Raw genomic sequence first — 24,359 nt, forward strand, 5'->3', positions numbered from 1 at the left:
CGTGCGCCTCGACGGGGGCTTGGGGAGGGGTGGGGAGACCATAAGGTAGGGGGTATGGCCGAGTACATCTATACGATGCAGCGTGTGCGCAAGGCGCATGGCGACAAGGTGATCCTGGACGACGTCACCTTGCACTTCCTGCCCGGGGCCAAGATCGGCGTGGTGGGTCCGAACGGCACGGGCAAGTCGACGCTGATGAAGATGATGGCCGGGATCGAGCAGCCGTCCAACGGGGAGGCGCGGCTCATGCCGGGCTACTCCGTCGGCATGCTCCAGCAGGAGCCGCCGCTCACCGAGTCGAAGACCGTCCTGGAGAACGTCCAGGAGGGCGTCGCCGAGACCATGGGCCTGCTCGCGCGGTTCAACGAGATCGCCGAGCAGATGGCCACCGACTACAGCGACGAGCTGCTCGCCGAGATGGGCAAGCTCCAGGAGCAGCTCGACCACCGCAACGCCTGGGACCTCGACTCCCAGTTGGAGCAGGCGATGGACGCGTTGCGCTGCCCGCCCGGCGACTCCCCCGTGACGAGCCTGTCCGGTGGCGAGCGGCGCCGTGTCGCGCTGTGCAAGCTGCTGCTGGAAGCCCCCGACCTCCTGCTGCTCGACGAGCCCACCAACCACCTCGACGCCGAGTCCGTCAACTGGCTCGAGTCGTACCTGGAGAAGTACCCGGGCACCGTCCTGGCGGTCACCCACGACCGGTACTTCCTCGACAACGTCGCCACCTGGATCCTGGAGCTCGACCGGGGCCGGTGCTTCCCCTACGAGGGCAACTACTCGACGTACCTGCAGAAGAAGGCCGAGCGCCTCAAGGTCGAGGGCAACAAGGACGCCAAGCGCAAGAAGCGCCTGGAGGACGAGTTGGAGTGGGTCCGCTCCAACGCCAAGGCCCGCCAGACCAAGAGCAAGGCCCGTCTCGCCCGGTACGAGGAGATGGCGTCGGAGGCCGCCAAGACCCGCAAGCTGGACTTCGAGGAGATCCAGATCCCGCCGGGTCCGCGGCTGGGCGGCACGGTGATCGTCGCCGAGCACCTGAACAAGGCGTTCGGCGACAAGGTCCTCATGGACGACCTGACGTTCAACCTGCCGCCGAACGGCATCGTCGGCGTCATCGGCCCGAACGGCGTCGGCAAGACGACGCTGTTCCGGATGATCACCGGTGAGCAGCAGCCTGACAGCGGCGCGCTGAAGATCGGCGACACGGTGCAGATCTCCTACGTCGACCAGGGCCGCGGCGGCATCGACCCGCAGGCGACGGTCTGGCAGGTCGTCTCCGACGGCCTCGACCACATCAAGGTCGGCCAGGTCGAGATGCCCTCGCGCGCCTATGTCGCGGCGTTCGGCTTCAAGGGCCCGGACCAGCAGAAGAAGGCGGGCGTGCTGTCGGGCGGTGAGCGCAACCGGCTGAACCTGGCGCTCACCCTGAAGCAGGGCGGCAACGTGCTGCTGCTGGACGAGCCGACCAACGACCTGGACGTCGAGACGCTGTCGTCGCTGGAGAACGCGCTCCTGGAGTTCCCGGGCTGCGCCGTGATCACCTCGCACGACAGGTGGTTCCTCGACCGCATCGCCACGCACATCCTGGCGTGGGAGGGCGAGTCGAGCTGGTTCTGGTTCGAGGGCAACTTCGCCGACTACGAGAAGAACAAGATCCAGCGCCTGGGCGCGGAGGCGGCACGGCCGCACCGCGTGACGTACCGCAAGCTCACCCGCTAGAGGCGGGCCAGGGGCCGTCCCGGAATGCCGGGGCGGCCCCTTCTTGTACGATCAGTCAGTTCCCGGACTTCGACCCCCGAGGCAGGACATGGAAGACACCGCGACGCTTCCCGCGCGTGACACCTCGTACCGTCACCTCTACGAGTTCCGCGTTCGTTTTGGGGACATCGACTCCCAGATGCATGTGAACAACGTGAAGTTCCTCGGTTACCTGGAGGACGCCCGGTTGGAGATGTTCCACTCCGACCCGGTGCGGGCTGGTCTGGAGCCGGTGCGCGGCATGGTCGTCGCCCGGCACGAGATCGACTACAAGGTGCCGTTGACGGGTGTGCTGCATCCGGTCCGGGTGGAGAGCTGGGTGACGGAGCTGCGTGCCGCCTCGTTCAAGCTGTCCTACGAGGTCCGTGACGACGACAACGTGTACGCCACGGCGACTTCGACCCTCGTCGCGTTCGACGTGGAGGGCGCCCGCTTGCGCCGGTACACGCCGGCCGAGCGCGAGTACATCGGCAGGTTCGTCAAGCCCGCCGACGGCTAGCCCGCAGGGCGCCGCGAGCGCACGGGTAGGGGCGTCATGCCCGGTTTCAGGGTCGGGTAAAACGCCGGTATCGGCCAGGGCGAAAGCCGGGGTCACCGGACGGGCCGCGAGTACTCTGGTCGCTCGCGATCTTCTCCGGGAGGCTCCTTGCGGCGGATCATGATGGTCGTGCTCCTGGGCGGCGCACTCGTGCTGGGGGTGCCCGGCGCGGCGTCCGCCAGTTGGTGCGTCAAGCCCGACCCGCGGCCCTGTCACGGGGTGAAGCGCTGCACGTTCGGCGGCGACCCCGACGCGATGTACGTCACGGTGAAGGCGGCGTCCCGGAAGCTCGCGCTGCAGCGGGCCGACAAGGTGGTGCGCAACCTGCGCGCCGCCCACGTGAAGCCCAGGATCGTCGACGTGATCGCCAGGGTCGGCAAGCGGCAGGTCCGGGCCAAGACGTACCGGCTGCCCGGCAAGCACTGGAGGTACTCCTACGCCAAGAACTGCTGGGTCGTGCGCTGAGCTGAGCCGTCCGGCTGCGGGCGTCCGGGCCCCGGCGCGCGGTGGCGGGGCCCGGTCGGCGGGCTAGACGGTCAGCCAGACCGCGCCTCCGCCCTGGATCTTCCCGGCGGCGACGTCCCCGGCGGCGAGCAGCACGGCGCCGTCGAACGGGACGGGCTCGTCGCCGAAGTTGACGGTGCAGGTGAGCGGGCCGCGGCGGAAGGACAGGACGTCGGGCGACGACGTCTCCAGCCACTCCACGTCGACGGGCAGCGTGCCCCTGAGACGCCTTCTGAGGGCCAGGGCGCGCCGGTAGAAGGCGAGCATCGACTCGGGGTCCGCGGACTGCGCCTGGACCGTCAGGGGCGCCCAGGAGTCCGGCTGGGGCAGCCAGGGCTCCCCGGCGCCGAACCCGTAGGGCGCGGCGGTGCCGGACCACGGCAGCGGCACCCGGCAGCCGTCGCGGCCCTTGCCCTTGCCCTGGAAGAAGATCGGGTCCTGCCGGGCCGCGTCGGGCAGGTCGAAGACCTCGGGCAGCCCGAGCTCCTCACCCTGGTACAGGTAGGCCGAGCCGGGCAGCGCGAGGATGAACATCAGCGCGCTGCGGGACCGTTCCGCCGGGCCGTAGCGGCTGCTGTGGCGGATCACGTCGTGGTTGGACAGCACCCAGGTGGGCGCCTTCCCGCTGGGCGAGGCCAGGCACGTCTCCACCGTCTCCCGGAACGCCCGCGCCGACCACGGCGCGAGCAGCAGGTGGAACTGGAACGCCTGGTGCAGCTCGTCCGGCCTGACGTACAGGGCGAGGTCGTCCGGGGACTCCGTCCACACCTCGCCGACGGCCATCCGCTCGTCCGGGTAGGAGTCGAGGATGGCCCGCCAGTCGCGGTAGATCTGGTGCACCTCGGGCCGCCCGTACATGGGGCTGCCGACGGCGTGGGTGCCGCCCTCGCCGAGGTCGGCCAGGCCCGGGTGCTTGAACAGCCCGGCGGCGACGTCGATGCGGAACCCGTCGACGCCGCGGTCGAGCCAGAACCGGAGGATGTGCTCGAACTCCTTGCGGACCTCGGGGTGCCGCCAGTTCAGGTCGGGCTGCGCCGGCGTGTACAGGTGGAGGTACCAGGAGCCGTCCTCGACGCGCGTCCAGGCGGGCCCGCCGAAGTTGGACTGCCAGTCGTTGGGCGGCGCGTCGCCCTCGCGGAACAGGTAGCGCTCCCTGCCGTAGCCGGCGAGCGCCTCCTGGAACCACGGGTGGGCCGAGGACGTGTGGTTGGGCACGATGTCGACGATGAGGCGCAGGCCGAGCCGGTGGGCGTCGGCGACGAGCGCGTCGAAGTCGGCGAGGGTGCCGAAGCGCGGGTCGACGTCGCGGTAGTCCGCCACGTCGTAGCCGCCGTCGGCGAGCGGTGAGGTGTAGAAGGGCGTGAGCCACAGGGCGTCGACGCCGAGGTCGGCGAGGTAGGGCAGGCGGGAGCGGAGTCCTTGGAGGTCGCCCTCGCCGTCGCCGTTGGAGTCGGCGAAGCTGCGGGGGTAGACCTGGTACACCACGGCGTCGCGCCACCAGGGGGTTGTCGTTGTCATGCGGTTCGACCTACCCGTTCACCCTTCGGAGTTCACCAGGCTGTGCGCGGCTCGGGCGAGGTACTCCCAGAGGATCTCCTCAAGCTGCGGGGGCAGCTCCAGGGCCGTCACCGCGTCGCGCATGTGGCCGAGCCAGGCGTCGCGCTCGCGCGGGCCGATGGTGAAGGGGAAGTGGCGCATCCGCAGCCGGGGGTGGCCGCGGGTCTCGCTGTAGGTGCCGGGGCCGCCCCAGTACTGGATGAGGAACAGCGTGAGCCGTTCCTCGGCGGGGCCGAGGTCCTCTTCGGGGTACATCGGCCGGAGCACCGGGTCTTCGGCGACGCCCTGGTAGAACGTGTGGACCAGGCGGCGGAAGGTGTCCGCGCCGCCCACTGCCTCGTAGAAGGTCACCTGCTGGCTCATCGGCACCAGCCTATGCCAGCGATCCCAGCGAGACGCCAGCTTCGTCGAACGCCTTTTTGACCCGTTCGCGTAGTTCGCGGGCCACCGGGCCCTGCTGGTTCGGCGCCGTCTTGACCGTCACCCGGACGACCATCGCGTCGTTGGTGAGCGCCTGGACGCCCCACACCGTCGGCTCCTCCAGGATCGACGCCTGCCATTCCTTGTCGGAGGCGAGCTCGTCGGCGGCCTGCTGCATGAGGTCGCGGACCTGGTCGACGTCCTGGTCGGGCGCGACGGGGATGTCGAGCAGCGCCCTGCCCCAGTTCTGCGACTCGTTGCCGAGCCTGGTGATCTCTCCGTTGCGCACGTACCAGACGACCCCGTTGACGTCGCGCAGCCGGGTGATCCGCAGCGAGACGGCCTCGACGGTGCCCTTGGCGGTGCCGGTGTCCACCACGTCGCCGACGCCGTACTGGTCCTCCAGGAGCATGAACAGCCCGGCCAGGAGGTCCTTGATCGTGTTCTGCGCGCCGAAGCCGACGGCGGCGCCGACGACGGTGGCGCTGGCGAGGATCGGGGTCAGGTTCAGCCCCATCTCGCCGAGCACGGTGAACAGCGCGGTGCCGAAGATCACCACGGACGCGACGCTGCGCAATACCGAGCCGAGCGTCTCCATCCGCTGCCTGCGCCGCTCGTGCGCGAGCAGTTGGGTGCCCTCAAGCCGGTCGCGGAACCTTCCGGGCACCGCGCCGTTGGCCATCTGGCGGGTGATCCGGGTGATCGCCTTATGCACGAAGTGCCGGACGACGAGGGCGGCGACGAACGCCATGACGCCCCACATGAGCGCGGTCACGAGCCCGTCGAGCCAGGTGTGGAAGAACCTGGTGACCTCGTCGTTGTGCGAGACGTTCCAGACGGTCCGGCACGCGACACTCGGTTTCGGGTCGCAGACTTCGGCTGGCATCGGCTGGTCTTTGAAGAACAGAGGAGACCCTCCCCCTGGGTGGGCCGGCGGCACCGCCGTGGACGTGCGACTGGGACTTTCCGATCGTAGGGGACGGAACTGATCGGACCGTACACAGCCGCCGGGAGCTCGCGGCCTCGCCCCCGGGGGAGGGTCCCCTTTCGGCGGTACGTCGGCGCTCCCCCCTCCGGAAGGCCGCCGTCCACCTAGGGAGATTCACGACAATCGGGGCGAACAACTGTCGTGAATCGGTGTTTCCTTGTTGTCCCGAGTTGTCGGGAGGTGTCGCGGACGGATTCCGCGGGGCCCGTGGCCACCGCGCCTGGTTCCCCGGTACCCGCGGAACCCGTCCGGGTCTGTTAGGGGGTCCTCGGTTCCAGGACCCGTGCCAGCTTCCTGGCCGCCGCGCCCGGATCGTCCACCCGGTGCAGCCGCTCACCCCAGCTCCACCAGAAGTAGGGCTCGCGCGACTCGGGCGACGGCGCGCACGTCACGTTCTCGGTGAGGCTCGCGGCGTCGGGGTTGACGACCCTCAGGAAGGCCGGCCCAGAACGGGTCCTGACCACCCGGGCGAGCAGCCCACGGGCCGCCAGCTCCCGGACGAGCCGCTCCAGATGGCCGATCCGCTCGTCTCCCGTCACCGCGTGCACCTCCTCAGAAGAGTTCGAACTGTGACCGCGAAGCGAGAATTGCAAGTTCCACTGGTCCGGTCAAGGTGGGCTACCCGCCGGTTCGACCTGTCATCCCCTTCTCGGGATGAGGATCCTTCTACTCGGGATGAGGATCCGCTCTTTCTGGAAACGTTGTTGCTCCCGGTGCCGGACGGAATGCCCGCAGGTGGGTTGGCCGCCGATGGTCGCCGCCTTACGCTGCGTATGGATATCAATTACGAAACTGACCGAGAAAGCCGGTCGCCAGCGCTCGGGGGCGTGCACAGTAGTGACGAAGCACACAACCGGCGAGTGGTGAGGAGGCCGGCACGGATGGCAGAACCCCCCCGTAAGGAAGCCGACCGGGCGCGCTGGATCCGCGCGCAGGGTCTGGCCCGCGGCCTGGCCGTCACGCAGATCGCGGCGGAGATCGCGGAGCAGTGCGGACCCTTGTTCAGCACCAGCCGGATCAAGGCGCACCGGCTCGCGAACGGGGTGGCGCTGTCAGACGTGGTGGCCCAGATGCGGGCCCTCTACGAGCTGGACGGCAAGCCCCCGCCGAAGATCGGCGAGACGCTCCTTTCGGCCTACGAGAGCGGCTACAAACGACCAGGTCCGGAGTACATGCACTACCTGTGCCTGGTCTACCGCGTCGAACCCGGCGATCTCGGTTACCCGGGACCCTGCGTCTGCGGACGGACCCACGACCAGCGGCCCGGCGGCGCCCAGGTGGCGCAGGCACGGGACGACGCGGAGGCCCTCATCGGCTCGGTCATCGACCGGGCCTGGGTCGCGCGGCACCAGCTCGGTCAGGGCCTCCGCGGCGCCGAGGCGCCGGGGTCGATGGACCTAGGAGAGGAGGACGTCGTGCTTCGCCGGACGCTACTGCAGTTGCTGGCCGGAGCGGGCGTGGCCCTGGACGGCCAGTTCCTCGGGGCGGTGGACCAGCTCCGCAGGAAGATGGACGACACCCTCGTCAACGCGACGGTGTCGCCGACCATGCTCGATCAGTGGGAGGAGACGATCCTCGGGTACGGCCAGTCGTACCAGTCGACGCCCTCCCTGCGGATGCTCTGCGACGTGCTCCTCGACTTCAGCGAGGTGCGCAGGCTGTGCGACCAGCGCCAGCCGGTCGAGCTCCAGGAGCGGCTCTGCCGGATCGCCGCCCAGCTGTCCGGGATCTCCGGGCTGATCATGATCAACCTGGGGGACCACAGGCTCGCCCGCTCGTTCTTCCGCACCGCCCGCACCGCCGCCGACGAGACCGGGGACCGGGGCCTGCGCGCCTGGGTCACCGTCCGGGAGTCGCTGCTCCCGCTCTACTACGGCGACCCCCGCGAGGCGCTCCACCTGGCCCGCAAGGCCCAGGACCTCGCCGGGCGGAGCCCGAACGTCGCCGCCGCGATGGCACCCGCCGTCGAGGCGCGCGCGCTCGGGCAGCTCGCGCTGCGCGGCAGGTCGGACGCGGCGCCGACGGCACGGCGCGCCCTGGTGCGCGGCCGCGCGGTGTTCGAGCAGCTCAGCAAGACGCAGAAGAGCGACCTGGTCTTCGGGTTCACCGAGCGCCAGATGTCCTTCTACGAGGGCGACACGTTCACCAACCTCGGCGACCACACCAAGGGCGACGAGGTGCTGCGCGGCGCGCTGACGCTGTACGCGCCGACCGAGATCATCGACCGGACGCTGGTCAAGCTGGACCGGGCGCACTGCTCGATCCACGCGGGCCAGGCCGACCAGGCGGCCATGCGCGCCAAGGAGGCGATCATGGAGCTCGACCCCGAGCACCGCTCCGACATCCTCATGCACCGCGCCCGCCAGCTCGCGGCCGCCGCGTTCCAGCAGTTCGGCGACTACGCCGAGCTGCGCGACCTCAGGGAGACCCTGGCGACGATCCCGTCGGTCCAGAGCCCCATGAACCCGGGGGAGCCGCCCGCGCCCCCCACGGACCGGGCCTGATCCCGTGGCGGCTATCGGGAGCGGCGCCAGGACACTCGTCCGGCGCCCGGCCGCCACGCCCGAGTGGACGTTCGGGGACCTCCACATCCGCCGGTACCGTCCGGCGGACCACAGGGCGGTGGTGTCGCTGCACCGCGAGGGCCTCGCCAGGATCGGGCTGCGGCCCGGCGACGGCGTCTACTACGAGGACGACCTGTTCATGCTGGAGCGGATCTACCTGGAGGACGGCAGGGGGGAGTTCCTGGTCGGCGTCCTCCCGGACGGCGAGCCCGTCGCGATGGGCGGGCTGCGCAGGGTGGACGAGCAGACCGGGGAGATGGTCCGGCTGCGCGTCCGGCACGACCTGCACCGGCACGGGTACGGGGCGGCGCTGCTCCAGGCGCTGGAGGAGCGCGCGCTCGACCTCGGCTACCCACGGCTCACCGGCGACACCACCGAGCTGCAGGGGCCCGCGCTGGAGCTGTACCGCGCCTTCGGGTGGGTGGAGCTGCGGCGTGAGCTGATCAACGGCATCGTCAACATCTACGGCGAGAAGAAGCTGCTGTAGCGGGGGCCGGGCGGGGAAGCGAGCACCCCGCCCGGACCACCCCGGCTACTCCAGGACGAGCCCCGTCTGGGCCGCCATGAACGACATCGTGTCCACCGACAGGTCGACGCTGCGGCTCACCGCGCGGGCCCCGTGCCCGACCTCCGCCTCGTTGCGCAGCAGGATCGGCCCGCCCCGCGCGTGCTGGAGCGCGGCGCACATCTTGCGCGCGTGCAGCGGGTCCACCCGGGTGTCGCTCTCGAAGACGGTGAAGAGCACCGCCGGGTAGGAGACGTCCGGCTTCACGTGGTGGTAGGGCGAGTACGACAGCAGCCAGCCGAGCTCCTCGGGCACCTCGGCGCTGCCGTACTCGACGTTCCAGGTCTGGCCGAGCCCGAATCTCTCGTACCGCACCATGTCGAGCAGCGGCGCGGAGCACACGACCGCCCTGTACAGCTCGGGACGCTGGGTGAGGGCCGCGCCGACGAGCAGGCCGCCGTTGGAGCCGCCCGAGATCGCGAGCTGGTCCGCCGTCGTCCAGCCGTCGGCGATGAGGCGTTCGGCCGCCGCGTGGAAGTCGTCGAACACGTTCTGCTTGTGTTCGAGCATGCCCGCCCGGTGCCACTCCTCGCCCTCCTCGGAGCCGCCGCGCAGGTTGGCGATCGCGTAGACGCCGCCCGCCTCCACCCAGGCGAGGATGCCCGCCGAGTACGCGGGCGTGAGGGAGATGTTGAAGCCGCCGTACCCGTACAGGATCGTGGGCTTCGGGCCGCCTTCGAGGCTGCCCAGGACGAGCATCCTTACCGTCGTCCCGTCCTTGGACGTGTAAGCGATCTGCCTCGCTTCCACCGGAGGCACCTCGACGGATCCGGGAGGCGCCGCCCACAGGGACGTCTCACCCGTCCTGGCGTCGTAGTGCTGGATGCTCCCGGGCGTCACGTTGTCGGTGTAGCCGAACCACGCCTCGTGCCCGCCCTCCGGCCGCTCGACGATCCCGCCGATCGAGCCGAGTCCCGGCAGCGGGACCGCGCCGATCCGCTCGCCCGTGGCCAGGTCGTGCACGGTGATCTCGCTGATCGCGTGCCGCGTCCACCCGGCGAGCAGGACGGGCGTGTCCAGCTCGTCCAGGATCGCGAAGTCGCTGAGGACGGCCTCGGGGTCCTCGGGCAGGAGGTCGCGCCAGCGCTCGGGGGCGAGGTCGGTGGGGTCGGCGACGGCGAGGCGGCCGCGCGGGGCGGCCAGGTCGGTGAAGACGTAGGCGCGGCCGTCGCGGGCGAACCGGACGCCCGTCTGGGCGTCGAGGCCGACCTGGACGGGCACCAGCTCCGGCGTCTCCAGGTCGCCCGAGGACAGGTCGGCGTACCACAGGTCGTTGCGCGGCGCGGTGCCACGGGACGCGCTCACCGTCAGCCACCTGCCGTCGCGGCTCACCCCGACGCCGTAGTACTCGGTCTTCTCCCGGCCCGCGCCGAAGATCAGGACGTCGTCGGCGTCGGGGTCGGTGCCCAGGCGGTGCAGATAGACACGGCGGTGGTACTGGTCCTCGCCCTCGGGGACCTCGTCCTTGGGGAGCCTGCGCACGTAGTAGAACGCCTCGCCTCCCGGCAGCCAGGCCACCGCCGAGTACCGGCACCTGTCGATCGGGCCCTCGACCGTCTCCCCGGTGGCGACGTCCATGATCGACAGCCGGGACTCCTCGTCGCCGCCGACCGACAACTGGAAGGCGAGCAGCCTGCCTTCCTTGTCCGGCTGCCAGGAGTCAAGGGTGGTCTTCCCGGACGCGTCGAGGGCGATCGGGTCGATCAGGGCGCGCTCGGAACCGTCGGGATCGATGGTGTAGAGCACCGACATCTCCTGGTCGGCGGCCCTGCGCATGAAGAACCGCCGCTCGCCCCGCCAGATCGGGGACGAGACGTTGCCCGCGCCGAGCAGCTCGGTGATCCGGGCGCGCAGCCGCTCCCGGCCGGGCAGGCCGTCGACCTCGGCGTGGAAGAGCGCGTCCTGGGCGGCGAGCCACTCCTTGGTCTGCGCGCTGTGCGGGTCCTCCAGCCAGCGGTAGGGGTCGGCGACCCGGTGCCCGTGAATCTCCTCGACGATGTCCTGACGCTGTGCCACCGGATAGTCCATGTGGATCAGCCTACGGCCAGGACCGCCAGGACTGCGGTCGCCCGGATCTGGGCATAAAGGGGTAGCGCGAACCGCTTCCCATTGGTCACACTGTTGACAACTTGGGGTTGACTCATCGCCCACAGAGGAGGTCCTCGTGGCGGGTGCGACAGATTCGGCCGAGCCAGGGGCCCGGCCACGGCACACCAGACCGGGTGTGCCGGACATGCCGGGCATTCCAGGTGATCAGGATCGGTGGTACAACGGCGGTACGCGGGTAAGGGTGGAGGTCGGCTGATGCGCCAGGTCCTCCTCCTCAACGCCACCTACGAACCGCTCACCACGCTCCCGCTGCGACGGGCCGTCTGTCTTGTGCTCCGGGAGAAGGCCGAGGTCGTCCACCATGACTCCTCCGGCGCCCACGTCAGGTCGGCGAGCACGTCCATGCAGGTGCCGTCGGTGATCCGGCTGCGCCGGTACGTGCGCATCCCGTTCCGGACCAGGATCCCGCTGACGCGGGCCGCCCTCATGCGGCGCGACAACTACCGCTGCGTCTACTGCGGCAAGAAGGCCGAGACCATCGACCACGTGCTGCCGCGCTCCCGTGGCGGCAAGCACGCCTGGGAGAACTGCGTCGCGTCCTGCACCCCCTGCAACCACCGCAAGGCCGACCGTCTCCTTGAGGAGCTCGGCTGGTCCCTCGACATCCCCCCCGCCGTCCCCCGAGGCGCCCACTGGCGCCTCATCGGCCTGATCAGTGACGGCGACCCCCAGTGGGCCGCCTACGTCACCGAGCCTGCCGCCTAATCCCCCAGTCCTCGGGCTGACCCGGGCCGTCGCCTCGTGCGGCGGCCCGCTTCCGTTACCTACACTCGGGGTCATGCCTCGTTATGACTACCGGTGCCGCTCGTGCGGCGACACGTTCGAGCTGTCCCGGCCGATGGCGGAGTCGTCCGCGCCGGCAAGCTGCCCCCAGGGCCACGCGGACACGGTGAAGCTCCTGTCCACGGTGGCCGTCACGGGCGGCGCGTCGGCCCCCGTCCAGCGCCCCTCGGGTGGCGGCGGCGGAGGCTGTTGCGGAGGCGGCTGCTGCGGCTGACCCCCGCCCGCCAGGGCGCGGCGGCGATGGCCGAATGAGCATGGTCATGCGGGAGCAGCTGCTCAAGCTCATCGAGATCCACCACTCGTCGCTGGAGGCGGGCGACCCCGCCACGTCGGCGAGCATCTTCACCGACGACCTCGTCGCCGTGCTGCCGACCGGCACGGTGCACGGCGCCGACGGCATCCTGGGCGTCCTCCAGGCGTTCGCCACCGCGTTCCCCGACCTCAAGGTCACCCAGCAGGCCGTCTGGGTCGAGGGCGACACCGCGATCGCCGAACTCGTCTTCAGCGGCACCCACACCGGGCCGCTGGGCACCGCTGAGGGCGAGGTCCCGCCGACCGGCAAGTTCGTCACCTTCCCGCTGATCGACATCTTCGTGCTGCGCGGCGACAAGATCAGCGAGCACCGCGTCTACTGGGACAACGCGTCCTTCCTGGGCCAGCTCGGCCTGCTGGGGAGCTAGCCCTGACGGCTCGTCCCCGAAGAAGTCCCCAGCCGTCTCCGGACGGCTCAGGGCCGCTCTCCCACCCGGGAGAGCGGCCCTGGTCGTTTTCCCGGCCGACACCCGTGGCCGGGGCTCCTCGGTGCCGAGGGAGCCCCGGTGGGGTCGGTCAGCGGTGGAGCTGGCCGACGTCGCGGGAGGCGCCGGTGGAGGCCGACGTCGCCATGGCGGCGTACGCCTGGAGGGCGGCGCTGACCTTGCGCTGGCGGTCGCGGGGGCGGTAGCCGCCCAGGTCGTTCAGCAGGGCCTCGCGGCGCTCGGCGAGCTCCTCGTAGGAGACGTCGAGTTCCAGCACGCGGCGCGGGATGTCGATGACGACGCGGTCGCCGTCCTGGACCAGGGCGATCATGCCGCCCGCGGCCGCCTCGGGGGAGGCGTGGCCGATCGACAGGCCGCTGGTGCCGCCGGAGAAACGGCCGTCGGTGATCAGCGCGCACGCCTTGCCGAGGCCGCGGCCCTTCAGGAACGACGTCGGGTACAGCATCTCCTGCATGCCGGGGCCGCCGCGCGGGCCCTCATAGCGGATGACGACGACGTCGCCCGCCTTGACCTTCTTGCCGAGGATGCCCTCGACGGCGTCCTCCTGCGACTCGAACACGACCGCCGGGCCGGAGAACGTCCACAGCTCCTCCTCGACGCCCGCGGTCTTCACGATCGCGCCGTCGGGGGCGATGTTGCCGTACAGGACCGCCAGGCCGCCGTCCTTGGTGTAGGCGTGCTCGGCCGAGCGGATGCAGCCCTCCGCCTCGTCCAGGTCCAGCGACTCCCAGCGGGTGTGCTGGCTGTAGCCCTCGGTGGTGCGGACCCCGCCGGGCGCCGCGTGGAACAGCTCCACCGCCTCCGGCTTGACGTTCGGGGACTTCACGTCCCAGGCGTCGAGGAACTCGCCGAGCGAGCCGCCGTGGATCGTGTGGACGTCCCGGTGCAGCAGGCCCGCCCGGTCCAGCTCGCCCAGCAGGCGGGGGATGCCGCCCGCCCGGTGCACGTCCTCGACGTGGTACTGCGAGGTGGCCGGGGCGACCTTGCAGACGCACGGGACGCGCCGGGACAGCTCGTCGATCTCCTTCAGCCCGAAGTCGACGCCCGCCTCACGGGCCGCCGCCAGCAGGTGCAGGATCGTGTTGGTGGAGCCGCCCATGGCCACGTCCAGCGCCATCGCGTTCTCGAACGCGTCGCGGGTGGCGATGCTCAGCGGCAGCACGCTCTCGTCGTCCTGCTCGTAGTAGCGCCGGGTGATCTCCACGACGGTCCGCCCGGCCCGCTGGAACAGCTCCTTGCGGGCGAAGTGGGTGGCCAGCGTGGTGCCGTTGCCCGGCAGCGACAGGCCGATCGCCTCGGTGAGGCAGTTCATCGAGTTGGCGGTGAACATGCCCGAGCACGACCCGCAGGTCGGGCAGGCGTTCTCCTCCATCTCGTCCAGGTCCTCCTGGGAGACGGACTCGTCGGCCGCGGCGATCATCGGGTCGATGAGGTCGAGCTTGCGGACGGTGCGGGCGGCGCCGTCCACGACGGTGACCTTGCCCGCCTCCATCGGCCCGCCGGAGACGAAGACCGTGGGGATGTTCAGCCGCAGCGCGGCGAGCAGCATGCCGGGGGTGATCTTGTCGCAGTTGGACAGCGCGACGATCGCGTCGGCCCGGTGCGCCTCGACCATGTACTCGACGGCGTCGGCGATCAGCTCGCGGGACGGCAGCGAGTAGAGCATGCCGTCGTGGCCCATGGCGATGCCGTCGTCCACGGCGATCGTGTTGAACTCGCGCGGGATGCCGCCCGCCTCGCGCACCGCCTCGGCGACGACCTGGGCGACCTCGCGCAGGTGCACGTGGCCCGGCACGAACTGGGTGAAGCTGTTGGCGATCGCGATGATCGGCTTACCGAAGTCCTCGCGGGCGACGCCGGTGGCGCGCAGGAGCGCGCGGGCGCCCGCCATGTTGCGGCCATGAGTGACGGTGCGTGACCGGAGCGGAGGCATTGGGGACTCTCCCAACCGTGGATCAAAAGGTGGGTGGCCCCGGGTAGGGGGCGGCATGGGACTCGGTGCCTGCCAGCCTACTCCAGTCGCCGGGCACCCCGGCTGCGCCGGCGGGGTGCCGCGATGCTCGTCGGCCTCGGTCGAACTCGGTGGAACTCGGTCGGACTAAGTCGAACTTGGACGGGAAGACCCGCTCCGCAGCCGCCGCGATCCGTTCGACGTCCTCGGGCGTCAGCACCCGTGGTCGTTTGCGGAGGTACGTCTTGGCCTTCGCGCCGGAGTAGACGTCCACGTTGCGGACCGACATCCACCGCCACGGGATCGGCGGGCCGTAGATCGCCACCGACGGCTGCACGGGGATCTCCGTCCCCATCGCCTTGCTCAGCAGCCGGCTCGCCTGGTTGGCCTCCCACCGCGCCTCGTCCAGCCGGTCCTTCATCTCGAAGGGGCCGTGGAACAGGCGGGTGTGCGAGAGCGCCCGGACCGGAAGGCGTCTGTCCCACGACTCGGAGTCGATGGCGTAGACGCCCGTCGGACCGATCACCAGGTGGTCGATCTTGCCGTCGCTGACGCCGTCGCCGTCGCGGGGGACGGCGCGCGCGTGCAGGGCGCGCCAGCCCGCCTTCTCCAGGCCGCGGAGCTGCCGCTCGGTCTTGCGTTCGGCCGGGGACACCGGATAGGAGCCCTCGCTGCCGCCGCCCGCCCGCGCCGTCCGCACGGTGTCGGCGATGAGCACCGCCACCGCGATCGTCAGGCCGACCCGGGGGTTGAAGACGATCGCGAACAGCAGCCCGACGACGAGCACCACGCCCGCGCGGATCGCCCACAGCCGGGCCTTCGGATGCCTCGCCAGATCGCGGAGGGTGGGGGTGGGCCGCTTCTCCTCCGGAGGCTGCCCGCGGGCGCCGCCGGCCTCGCCGCGGTCGATGATGGCCATTGCTCGACCCCTCACTTCCTTCTCGCCTCGGTGCGCGTCATCGGTTTACTTGCCCCCTCCGGTCGGGGGAAACGCTTACCGGAAGGTAACGCGGGCGTCCTCCCCGCGTCGCGCCTCGGCTAGGGTGCGGCCGTGACGGCGATCCACGATCTGACCGCGCGGGAGCAGGCCGCGGCCATCCGTGCCGGGGAGCTCTCGCCGGTGGAGCTCACCGAGCATTATCTCGGCAGGATCGCCCGGGTGGATCACCACGTCGGCGCTTTCGCCGCGGTGTGTCCCGACCTCGCCCTCGACCAGGCGCGCAAGGCCGAGCGTCAGGCGCTGGAAGCGGTCGCGCCCCCTGTGCTGCTGGGCGTGCCCGTCCCGGTGAAGGACCTCTACACCGTCGCGGGCCTGCCGACGGGCCACGGCAGCGCCGCGCGGCGGGATCCGCCGGGCGCGCACGACGGGCCGGTGGCGGCGCTGCTGCGGGCGGCGGGCGCGGTGGTCACGGGCAAGACCAGCACCCCCGAGTTCGGCCTGACCTGCTACACCGAGGGCGGCGCGACGCCCTGCGCGCGGACCCCGTGGGACGTCACGCGGCTGGCGGGCGGCTCCAGCGGGGGCGCGGCGGCGGCCGTCGCGGCGGGGCTGGCGCCGCTCGCGCAGGGCAGCGACGGCGGCGGGTCGGTGCGGATCCCGGCGAGCGCCTGCGGCCTGGTCGGGATGAAGCCGAGCCGCGGTGTCGTGGCCGTCGCGGGAGATCCGTTCGGCCTGGCGACCAGCGGCGCGATCGCCCGCGACGTCGGGGACGCGGCGCTTCTCCTTGACGTCCTGGCGGGCCGTACGGGTGGTTCGGGCGGGTTCGTGGAGGCGGCGCGGCGTCCGCCGGGACGGCTGCGGATCGCCCGGACGACGGCAGCCGCCGATCCGGTATCGCTGGATCCGTCGTGTCTCGCGGCTTATGAGAAGGCGAGCGCGCTGCTGGCCGGACTCGGCCACGAGATCGTTGAGGCGCCGCCCCTCCGGACCCCGCGTCTGGCCAGGACGTTCGAGGCGCTGTGGGCGGTGCTCGCCGCCGCCGAGCCCGTCCCGCCCGCCCGCGAGGAGTTGCTCCAGCCCCTCACCCGCTGGCTGCGCGACCGTGGCCGCCGCACCACCCCGGCGGAGGCCGCCCGCCTGCGCGCCACCCTGGAGGCCGAGGCCGCGCGAATCCTGGCGATCACCGACGCCTACGACGCCGTCCTCACCCCGACGGTCGCCGAGCCGCCCGTCCCGGTCGGCCACTTCGCCGCCCAGCCCCCCGAAGTGGATTTCGCCCGCCAGATCGCGCACACCCCCTACGCCGCCCTCGCCAACATCACCGGCAGCCCCTCGATCACCCTCCCCCTGCACTGGACCCCCGACGGCCTCCCCGTCGGCGTCCTCCTCACCGCCCGCTCCGCCCAGGACGCCCTGCTGCTCTCCCTGGCCGCCCACCTCGAATCCGCCACACCCCCACCACCCCGCCCACCCCTCTGGTGACCACCCCGAAGAGGCGTGCCACTGATCACCCGCGCGGCCGCCCGGACGCCGCCGCGTCGTCCGTACTCACGATGACTCCGGGTCGCGGGCAGGACGGCGGAAGCGGCGTGCCCGCCCGCCCTGCTGGTCACCGCCGTGCAGAGGCGTGCCGCTGGTCATGCGTGCGCGGGTGATCAGGACGCTGTCGCGTTGTCCGTGCTCACGGTGACTTGGGGTCGCGGGTGGGACGGCGGAAGCGGCGTGTCCGCGTGCCGCTCTGGTCGCCGTCGTGCAGAGCGTGCGGTTGGGTCGGTCGTGCTCATGGGCGCGTTGGTCGTGCGCCCTGCTGGTAGTCGCCGGGGGTCAGGGGTGGAGGAGGTGGATGAGGTGGGTGGAGGTGTCGGCGAGGAGGGTGTCGGGGGTGAGGGGGACGCCTGCGACGGCGGAGAAGAGGCGCGGGAGGTGGGGGATGGGGAAGTCGGGGCCTTCGGGCTGGTCGCGGAAGAGCGCGTGCTTGTTGAGCGAGCGCAGCGAGCGGGACCAGGCGTCGAGCACCTCCTCCTCGGAGGGGACGCCGAAGCCGTGGCCGACGGGGGCGGCGTGCCGGAGCCGGACGAAGGCGCCGTCGCTGTACTCGCGGGCCAGCCGGGACCTGGCCGACAGGAGGCCGCGCGGCGCCTCGGGCACCTGGAGGGTGACGGCGCAGGGTGATTTGCACTCGAACGCGCACACGCTCAGCGCCTTGATCACGGTGGTGTGCTGCCGGTCGAGGTAGTTGCGCCAGCCCTCGGGCGGGTCGCCCGCGACCCGCAGCGACCGCTCACAGGCCGAGACGAGCCCCCGCGTGTGCGCGCAGGAGGCGTTCTCGGCGACGACCCCGAACCTGCTGTGCGCGACCTTCATGTGGTCGGGCAGCCGGGCCGGGTCGGCGGCGTGGCCGAGCACCGGCTCCCAGGCGAGCACGGTCAGGTACTCGGCGGCGATGTGCGCCGCCGCGACGACCCCGCCGAGCTCGCGCCGCGCCCAGTGCACGGCGATCACTTCGAGCAGGAGGCGGAACCCGGCGCGCATCGAGCCGAGCGCGCCCCGGTGCCGTTCGCCCGGCTCCTGCGGCACCCTGACGGCGCGGGCCCGGTCGACCAGCGCGCGCGGCACCGAAGGGTGGGCGACGCCGAAGTCCTCGGCGTCGAGCTGGAGGAGTTGGTGGCCGAACTCGGCGGTGCCCTCGATCGTGCGGGGCGCGTGCCCGGCCCTGGCCAGCGCGGCGAGGTCACCGAAGGCGCAGCGCCGCGCCAGCTCCTCCAACACCGCCAAGGACACCCCGTCCCCTCTCCCGGTTCGGTGGGCGGGTGCGCCGCCCGTGCCGCGTCAGTGCCGCCAGAGCAGGACCAGCGCGCAGTCGTCGTCGTGGGCCGCCGACATCGACTGGACGATCTCCCGCGCGCCCCGGCGGAATCCCTGCGCGACGAGGCGCTCACCGGAGGCGAGCAGCTCGTCGATGCCCTGGTCGAGGTCGCGGCCGGGCTGTTCGACGAGGCCGTCGGTGTAGAGCATGAGCGCGTCGCCGGGGCCGAGCCTGCCGGACTCCGGCTCGCACTTGAGGTCGGGCACCACACCGAGCACGACGCCCTTGGCGGTGCCGACGTGCCAGGTGCCGCTCGTCGCGTCGAACTTGACGGCGGGCGGGTGCCCGGCGGACTCCACGACGTAGTCGCCGGTGCCGAGGTCGAGGACCACGTGCACGGCTGTGACGAACCCCTCGTCCCAGTACTGGCGGTGCAGGTAGGTGTTGCAGACCGACAGGTACTGCTCCGGAGGGACCGATCCAAGAAGGCCGCCGAAGGCGCCCGAGAGCATGAGCGCCCTGGTGCCGGCGGCCACGCCCTTCCCGGAGACGTCGACCAGCGCGACCTCCAGGAGGTCGCGTTCGCCGTCGGGGGAGCGGTGGCGGCAGGAGACGACGAAGTCGCCGCCGAAGGAGGAGCCGCCCGCCTGGGCGAGCTCCACGTTGGCCTCCCAGCCGCTGGGCAGCGTGGGGATCTGGCCCTGCCGGTTCAGCCTGTCGCGCAGCTCCAGCAGCATGGTCTCGCCGCGCAGCCCCTGGACGCCGAGCTGCTGCCGGTTGCGGGACAGCGCGAGCGCCAGCACGGTGGTGAGCCCGACGGTGACGATCATGCCGGGGGAGAAGCCGCGCTCGATGATGGTGGTGTCGATCACCACGACGACGGCGACGGTGACGAGCAGCGCGCTGAGCGCCTTGACGCGCAGGAGCAGGCCGCCCGCGAGGACGACGAGCACGAGGGCGCTCGGCGGGAACCACTGCTGGCCTATCCAGTACGTGCCCGCGCACATGCCGAAGGCGACGGCGGCCAGGAAGAACAGGACATAACGCTCGCGGATCCGGCCCCGCCGCAGCCAGCGGTAGAGCGCCACGAGGACGGGCACCCGCCGCAGTTGGGCGCGCGCCTTCGGCGGCATGAGGTGGACCAGGCGTTGCAGCATGTCGCCGCCACTGTACCGAGCCAAACCGCCCTGTGGCGTCAATCCACCCGACCCTCACCCTCGCGACAGCGCCGCGTATTCGTTATTGCGAAAGCCTTGCAACTAAGATTTGCTCGTTCCAAAGTGGGATCAACAGCTCCAACCAGGGAGGATTCGCCGTGCATGTCCCTGACGGCTTCATCAACGCGCCGGTCTCGGTCGCCACGGGTGTGGTGGCCGCAACCGGCGTCGCCGTCGCGCTGCGGGGCGCCCGCAGGGAACTCGACGACGCCACGGCGCCGCTCGCGGGTGTGACCGCCGCCTTCGTCTTCGGCGCCCAGATGCTCAACTTCCCCGTCGCCGCCGGGACCAGCGGCCACCTGCTGGGCGGCGCGCTCGCCGCGATCCTCGTCGGCCCCTACACCGGGGTCCTCGTGGTGTCGGTCGTGCTCGCCGTGCAGGCGCTGCTGTTCGCTGACGGCGGTCTGACGGCGCTCGGCACCAACATCACGATCATGGCGATCGTCACGGCGATCATCGGCTACGGGGTGTTCAAGGCGGGCCTCGCGATCCTGCCGAAGAAGCGGTCGAGCGTGCCCGTCGCCGCCTTCGCCGGGGCGTTCCTGTCGGTTCCGGCCTCGGCGATCTCCTTCACCGCGATCTACGCCATCGGCGGCACCACGGACATCCCGTTGGGCGAGATGCTCCTGGCGATGACCGGGGTGCACCTGCTCATCGGCGTCGGTGAGGCGCTCATCACGGCGGTCACCGTGTCCAGCGCCGTGGCCGTCCGGCCCGACCTGGTGTACGGGGCGCGCGGCCTCGTCAAGCCTCTGCTGATCAACGGGACGGCCGAGGAGGCCACGGCGTGAAGACCATCACCACCAAGGCGTTCCTGGCGGCGGGACTGCTCGTCGCGCTCGTCCTCGCGGGGCTCGTCAGCTACTACGCGTCGGGCAGCCCCGACGGCCTGGAGAAGGTCGCCACCGACCAGGGCTTCGACGCGGGCGCCAAGGACCACGCGGGCGCCGAATGGCCGCTCGCGGACTACGGCGTCTCCGGGGTGGGCGACGAGCGGCTGTCAGGCGGCCTGTCCGGGGTGATCGGCGTCGCCGTCACCCTCGCCCTCGGGGGCGGCCTGTTCTGGGTCGTGCGCGGCCGCAGGGCCGAGAGCCGGGACTGATGGGGGCGGGCCACGCGCACGCCCTCTACGTGCGGCGGGACTCGGTGGTGCACCGCCTCCCGCCGCACTGCAAGATCGTGGCGACCGTCGGTTTTGTGCTGGCCGTCGCGATCACCCCCCGGCACGAGGTGTGGGCGTTCGCCGCCTACGCGCTGCTGCTCGCGGGGGTGACGGTCGTCGCGCGGATCCCGTTCGGGACGGTCCTGCGGCGGATGGTGATCGAGATCCCGTTCGTCGCCTTCGCGTTCTTCCTCCCGTTCGTCGCGCGGGGCGAGCGGGTCGAGGTGCTGGGCCTCGCGCTGAGCGTGGACGGCCTGTGGGGCGCGTTCGGCATCCTGGCCAAGGGCACCCTCGGGGTCGTCGCGTCGATCCTGCTGGCGGCCACCACGGAGCCGCGCACGCTGCTCCTGGGCGTCGAACGGCTCGGCCTGCCGCCGCTGCTCACCCAGATCGCCACGTTCATGTTCCGCTACCTGGACGTCGTCGCCGACGAGCTGCGCCGGATGCGGATCGCCCGCGCGGCGCGCGGCTTCGAGGCCCGCGACCTGCGCGACGCCAAGGTGCTCGCCCGTTCGCTCGGCGCGCTGTTCCTGCGCTGCTTCGAGCGCGGCGAGCGGGTCCACTTGGCCATGCTCAGCCGCGGCTACGACGGCGCGATGCCCGTCCTGGCCGAGGTCGGCGCGTCCCGGCGGCAGTGGGCGCTGTCGGCGGCGCTGCCCGCGGCGGCGGGGCTGGTCGCCGCTGCTGCTTGGATGGCCGTGTGGACGCTTCGCTAGAAGTCTCGGGCCTCGCTTACGCCTACCCGGACGGCACGCAGGCGCTGTTCGGCGTGACGACCTCCGTCAGGCGCGGCGAGCGGGTCGCCCTGCTCGGCCCGAACGGGGCGGGCAAGACGACGCTCGTGCTGCACCTCAACGGCATCCTGCACGGCGGCGCGGGAACCGTCCGGGTAGGCGGGATGCCGGTGGACCCGTCCGACAAGAAGGCGCTCAAGGAGATCCGCCGGAGGGTCGGCGTCGTCTTCCAGGACCCCGACGACCAGCTCTTCATGCCCACGGCAAGGGAGGACGTCGCCTTCGGCCCGGCCAACCTGGGCCTACGCGGCGCGGCCCTGGAGCGCCGGGTGGAAGAGGCGCTGGAGCGGGTCGGCATGGCGGAGTTCGCCGACCGGGCGCCGCAGCACCTCAGCTTCGGCCAGCGCCGCCGGGTGGCCGTCGCGACGGTCCTGGCGATGGAGCCGGAGATCCTCGTCCTGGACGAGCCGTCCTCCAACCTCGACCCGGCCTCGCGTCGTGAGTTGGCCGAGATCCTGCTCTCGCTCGACGTCACCATCCTCATGGTCACGCACGACCTGCCTTACGCCGCGCAGCTGTGCCCGCGCTCGCTCATCCTGTCCGGCGGGGTGATCGCCGCCGACGGGCCGACCCTGGAACTGCTGGCGGACGCGGAGCTGATGGCCGCGCACCGGCTCGAACTGCCCTTCGGCTTCATCCCCCAGGCGCTGTCCGGCGCCTGACGCTCCGTGACGGCCTCGGAACGCCCTGTCCGTCATGGGGAAACCGCGTTTCCGTTGCGCCGCGCCCGGTGATCCGTGAGACTCTGAAGTGACAACCGTTTTCATTTCACTCTCATCGGGGGGCATCGTGAAGGTCGCTTTCGTCGGCAAGGGCGGCAGCGGGAAGACGACGCTGTCGTCCCTGTTCATCCGCCACCTGCACGGCATCGGGCTGCCCGTCGTCGCCGTGGACGCCGACATCAACCAGCACCTCGGCGCCGCGCTCGGGCTGCCCGAGGGCGTCCAGGCGCCCGCGCTCGGCGACCACCTGCCCGCGCTCAAGGAGTACCTGCGCGGAGACAACCCGCGTGTCACGTCGGCCGCCTCGATGGTCAAGACGACGCCGCCGGGGCACGGCTCCCGCCTCCTGCACCACTTCGGGCGCGACCCCTTCCACACCGACCTCGCGCTGGACATGGCCGACGGCCTCAAGCTGCTCGCCACAGGCCCGTTCACCGACGACGACCTCGGCGTCGCCTGCTACCACTCCAAGACGGGCGCGGTGGAGCTGTACCTGAACCACCTCGTGGACGGCCCGGGCGAGTACGTCGTGGTGGACATGACAGCGGGAGCCGACACCTTCGCCTCCGGCCTGTTCACCCGGTTCGACGTCATGTTCCTCGTGGCCGAACCCACCCGCAAGGGCGTCAGCGTGTACCGCCAGTACACCGACCACGCGCGCGACTTCGACGTGACGATCAAGGTCGTCGGCAACAAGGTCCACGACGAGCAGGACGTGGACTACCTGCGCGAGCACGTGGGTGAGGACCTGCTGACGTGGTTCGGCCACTCCCCGGCCGTCCGGGCGATCGAGCAGGGCCGGGAAGGCGCCCACCTGGAGGACGCCGGGGTGGCCTCCCTCGACGTGCTCCGCAAGACCGTCGACGAACAGGTCAAGGACTGGGACACCTACCTCCGGCAGGCCGTGGAGTTCCACGTCAGGAACGCCCGCAGCTGGGCCAACCGCGCCACCGGCGAGGACCTCGAGGCGCAGGTGGACCCGGAGTTCGCCTTCCCGGCCTGACCTGGGAGACTGGCCCCATGCGAGTTTTCCTGGGATCGGACCACGCGGGCTATGAGCTCAAGGAGCACCTGGTCGCCTGGCTGAAGGACAACGGGCACGAGCCCGTCGACATCGGCCCGAAGGTCTACGACGCGGTCGACGACTACCCGCCGTTCGTGCTGCGCGCCGCCGAGGCCACCGCCGTCGAGCCCGACTCGCTGGGCGTCGTGCTGGGCGGCTCGGGCAACGGCGAGGCGATCGCCGCGAACAAGGTCAAGGGGATCCGCGCCGCCCTCGTGTGGAGCGAGGACACCGCGGTGCTGGCCCGAGAGCACAACAACGCGAACGTCATCAGCATCGGGGCGCGCCAGCACACGCTGGAGGAGGCCACCCGGTTCGTCGAGCTGTTCCTCAACACCCCGTACTCGGGGGAGGAGCGGCACACCCGCCGGATCGACATGCTCACCAGCTACGAGAACACCAGGCAGCTTCCGCCGCTTCCCTGACCGGACGACACGAGAGCCGCCGGACGCGTCGTAAGGCGTCCGGCGGCTCTTCGCGTCTCGCGGTCCGCTCAGTCGAAGCTGGGGTTCGCGGTGCGGGTCCGCTTCAGCTCGTAGAAGCCGGGCACGGACGCGGCCAGCCGCACGCCCTCGAACAGCCGCAGCGCGTCCTCGCCGCGCGGGATCGGCGTGATGACCGGCCCGAAGAAGGCGTTCCCGTCGATCTCCACGACCGGGGTGCCGACCTCCTGGCCGACCTTGTCGATGCCGACCTTGTGCGAGGCGCGCACGTCCTCGTCGAACTCCTCGCCGGCCAAGGCGGCGAGCAGCGAGGCGTCCAGGCCGGCCGCCGCGACGGCCTCGGCGACGACCTCGTCGGTGACGCCACGGCCCTCGTTGTGGATCCGGGTGCCCAGCTCGGTGTAAAGCGGGCCGAGCACCTCGTTCCCGTACTTCCGCTCCGCCGCGATCGCCACGCGTACCGGGCCCCAGCCGCGTCGGATCATCTCGCGGTACTGCTCGGGCACGTCCTTGTCCTCGTTGAGAACGGACAGCGACATCACGTGCCAGTGGACGTCCAAGGGCCGCTGCGCCGCCACCTCGTGGATCCAGCGTGACGTGATCCACGCCCACGGGCACAGGGGGTCGAACCAGAAATCGACGCGGAGCTTCTCGTTCTCCGGCAAGGGGCACCTCCGGTGAGGGCGGACATCTTTCGGGACCGGACCTCTGATCACGCGA

General features: G+C 71.4%; 24 protein-coding genes and 1 pseudogene. 15 read left to right on the forward strand and 10 right to left on the reverse strand.

The genetic code is table 11. The features are described 5' to 3' along the window. The first annotated feature begins 54 nt into the window (after window positions 1-54). The 3 genes from ettA to LO762_RS26950 all read left to right on the forward strand — a co-directional run bounded on the left by ettA (window position 55) and on the right by LO762_RS26950 (window position 2,758). A complete protein-coding gene (ettA, locus tag LO762_RS26940) occupies window positions 55-1,716 on the forward strand; it encodes an energy-dependent translational throttle protein EttA (RefSeq protein ID WP_230618827.1) in 1,662 nt (553 codons plus the stop codon). Between the two features lie 88 nt (window positions 1,717-1,804). After that, complete coding sequence (locus tag LO762_RS26945; RefSeq protein ID WP_230618828.1) at window positions 1,805-2,254, forward strand: thioesterase family protein; 450 nt, start codon at window positions 1,805-1,807, stop codon at window positions 2,252-2,254. Between the two features lie 147 nt (window positions 2,255-2,401). Further along, window positions 2,402-2,758, forward strand: a complete 357-nt coding sequence (locus LO762_RS26950; protein ID WP_230618829.1) for a hypothetical protein — start codon at window positions 2,402-2,404, stop codon at window positions 2,756-2,758. A 63-nt stretch (window positions 2,759-2,821) separates the two neighbouring features. On the opposite strand, the gene LO762_RS26955 is transcribed toward LO762_RS26950, so the two are convergent. From LO762_RS26955 to LO762_RS26970, 4 genes and pseudogenes are all read right to left on the reverse strand, one after another. After that, window positions 2,822-4,315, reverse strand: a complete 1,494-nt coding sequence (locus LO762_RS26955; protein WP_230618830.1) for a glycoside hydrolase family 13 protein — start codon at window positions 4,313-4,315, stop codon at window positions 2,822-2,824. 30 nt (window positions 4,316-4,345) lie between these two features. Beyond that, window positions 4,346-4,705 (reverse strand): annotated as a pseudogene (locus LO762_RS26960) (globin); the annotation flags it as partial. 22 nt (window positions 4,706-4,727) lie between these two features. After that, entirely contained in the window at window positions 4,728-5,660 is a 933-nt protein-coding gene (locus LO762_RS26965) for a mechanosensitive ion channel family protein (protein WP_230618832.1), read from the reverse strand. 359 nt (window positions 5,661-6,019) lie between these two features. Beyond that, window positions 6,020-6,301, reverse strand: coding sequence for a hypothetical protein (locus LO762_RS26970; RefSeq protein WP_230618833.1), 282 nt, complete (start codon window positions 6,299-6,301; stop codon window positions 6,020-6,022). A 342-nt stretch (window positions 6,302-6,643) separates the two neighbouring features. On the opposite strand from LO762_RS26970, the gene LO762_RS26975 reads away from it, so the two are divergent. Both LO762_RS26975 and LO762_RS26980 read left to right on the forward strand, forming a co-directional pair. Continuing rightward, window positions 6,644-8,266, forward strand: coding sequence for an XRE family transcriptional regulator (locus tag LO762_RS26975; RefSeq protein ID WP_230618834.1), 1,623 nt, complete (start codon window positions 6,644-6,646; stop codon window positions 8,264-8,266). A 4-nt stretch (window positions 8,267-8,270) separates the two neighbouring features. Beyond that, on the forward strand, window positions 8,271-8,813 hold the full coding sequence (locus LO762_RS26980; RefSeq protein WP_230618835.1) for a GNAT family N-acetyltransferase: 543 nt from the start codon (window positions 8,271-8,273) through the stop codon (window positions 8,811-8,813). Window positions 8,814-8,858: 45 nt separating this feature from the next. Here the strand turns inward: LO762_RS26980 and LO762_RS26985 are convergent, their stop codons facing one another. Next, complete coding sequence (locus LO762_RS26985) at window positions 8,859-10,919, reverse strand: prolyl oligopeptidase family protein (RefSeq protein ID WP_230618836.1); 2,061 nt, start codon at window positions 10,917-10,919, stop codon at window positions 8,859-8,861. Window positions 10,920-11,195: 276 nt separating this feature from the next. Between LO762_RS26985 and LO762_RS26990 the strand changes: the two genes are divergently transcribed. The 3 genes from LO762_RS26990 (at window position 11,196) to LO762_RS27000 (ending at window position 12,463) form a co-directional block, all read left to right on the forward strand. After that, on the forward strand, window positions 11,196-11,705 hold the full coding sequence (locus tag LO762_RS26990) for an HNH endonuclease (RefSeq protein WP_230618837.1): 510 nt from the start codon (window positions 11,196-11,198) through the stop codon (window positions 11,703-11,705). 73 nt (window positions 11,706-11,778) lie between these two features. Continuing rightward, the gene (locus LO762_RS26995) at window positions 11,779-11,997 is read left to right on the forward strand and encodes a zinc ribbon domain-containing protein (protein WP_230618838.1); all 219 of its coding nucleotides are present in this window, start codon (window positions 11,779-11,781) and stop codon (window positions 11,995-11,997) included. 46 nt (window positions 11,998-12,043) lie between these two features. Beyond that, complete coding sequence (locus tag LO762_RS27000) at window positions 12,044-12,463, forward strand: ester cyclase (RefSeq protein ID WP_230618839.1); 420 nt, start codon at window positions 12,044-12,046, stop codon at window positions 12,461-12,463. A gap of 148 nt (window positions 12,464-12,611) precedes the next feature. Here LO762_RS27000 and ilvD read toward each other — a convergent pair whose 3' ends face one another. Then, window positions 12,612-14,474, reverse strand: coding sequence for a dihydroxy-acid dehydratase (gene ilvD, locus LO762_RS27005; RefSeq protein ID WP_230618840.1), 1,863 nt, complete (start codon window positions 14,472-14,474; stop codon window positions 12,612-12,614). A gap of 22 nt (window positions 14,475-14,496) precedes the next feature. Next, entirely contained in the window at window positions 14,497-15,411 is a 915-nt protein-coding gene (locus LO762_RS27010) for a nuclease-related domain-containing protein (RefSeq protein WP_230618841.1), read from the reverse strand. A gap of 132 nt (window positions 15,412-15,543) precedes the next feature. On the opposite strand from LO762_RS27010, the gene LO762_RS27015 reads away from it, so the two are divergent. Further along, complete coding sequence (locus LO762_RS27015) at window positions 15,544-16,914, forward strand: amidase (RefSeq protein WP_230618842.1); 1,371 nt, start codon at window positions 15,544-15,546, stop codon at window positions 16,912-16,914. Between the two features lie 342 nt (window positions 16,915-17,256). On the opposite strand, the gene LO762_RS27020 is transcribed toward LO762_RS27015, so the two are convergent. Further along, window positions 17,257-18,213, reverse strand: a complete 957-nt coding sequence (locus LO762_RS27020; RefSeq protein WP_230618843.1) for a hypothetical protein — start codon at window positions 18,211-18,213, stop codon at window positions 17,257-17,259. A 48-nt stretch (window positions 18,214-18,261) separates the two neighbouring features. After that, window positions 18,262-19,395, reverse strand: coding sequence for a PP2C family protein-serine/threonine phosphatase (locus LO762_RS27025; RefSeq protein ID WP_230618844.1), 1,134 nt, complete (start codon window positions 19,393-19,395; stop codon window positions 18,262-18,264). Between the two features lie 158 nt (window positions 19,396-19,553). Here LO762_RS27025 and LO762_RS27030 point away from each other — a divergent pair, with 158 nt between their 5' ends. From LO762_RS27030 to LO762_RS27055, 6 genes are all read left to right on the forward strand, one after another. Then, entirely contained in the window at window positions 19,554-20,246 is a 693-nt protein-coding gene (locus LO762_RS27030; protein ID WP_230618845.1) for an energy-coupling factor ABC transporter permease, read from the forward strand. Then, complete coding sequence (locus tag LO762_RS27035) at window positions 20,243-20,557, forward strand: PDGLE domain-containing protein (RefSeq protein WP_230618846.1); 315 nt, start codon at window positions 20,243-20,245, stop codon at window positions 20,555-20,557. Before LO762_RS27030 ends, LO762_RS27035 begins: the two co-directional genes overlap by 4 nt. Continuing rightward, window positions 20,557-21,333: a cobalt ECF transporter T component CbiQ gene (cbiQ, locus tag LO762_RS27040; protein ID WP_230618847.1), complete on the forward strand. Its 777-nt coding sequence runs from the start codon at window positions 20,557-20,559 to the stop codon at window positions 21,331-21,333. The genes LO762_RS27035 and cbiQ overlap by 1 nt, the downstream gene beginning before the upstream one ends. Beyond that, the gene (locus tag LO762_RS27045) at window positions 21,318-22,073 is read left to right on the forward strand and encodes an energy-coupling factor ABC transporter ATP-binding protein (RefSeq protein ID WP_230618848.1); all 756 of its coding nucleotides are present in this window, start codon (window positions 21,318-21,320) and stop codon (window positions 22,071-22,073) included. The genes cbiQ and LO762_RS27045 overlap by 16 nt, the downstream gene beginning before the upstream one ends. A gap of 127 nt (window positions 22,074-22,200) precedes the next feature. Further along, on the forward strand, window positions 22,201-23,136 hold the full coding sequence (locus tag LO762_RS27050; protein ID WP_230618849.1) for an ATP-binding protein: 936 nt from the start codon (window positions 22,201-22,203) through the stop codon (window positions 23,134-23,136). A 17-nt stretch (window positions 23,137-23,153) separates the two neighbouring features. Further along, window positions 23,154-23,621, forward strand: coding sequence for a ribose-5-phosphate isomerase (locus LO762_RS27055; RefSeq protein ID WP_230618850.1), 468 nt, complete (start codon window positions 23,154-23,156; stop codon window positions 23,619-23,621). A 68-nt stretch (window positions 23,622-23,689) separates the two neighbouring features. Here the strand turns inward: LO762_RS27055 and LO762_RS27060 are convergent, their stop codons facing one another. Further along, complete coding sequence (locus tag LO762_RS27060) at window positions 23,690-24,304, reverse strand: disulfide bond formation protein DsbA (RefSeq protein WP_230618851.1); 615 nt, start codon at window positions 24,302-24,304, stop codon at window positions 23,690-23,692. Window positions 24,305-24,359 lie beyond the last annotated feature (55 nt).

The organism is Actinocorallia sp. API 0066 (assembly GCF_020991275.1).
Taxonomy (GTDB): domain Bacteria; phylum Actinomycetota; class Actinomycetes; order Streptosporangiales; family Streptosporangiaceae; genus Actinocorallia.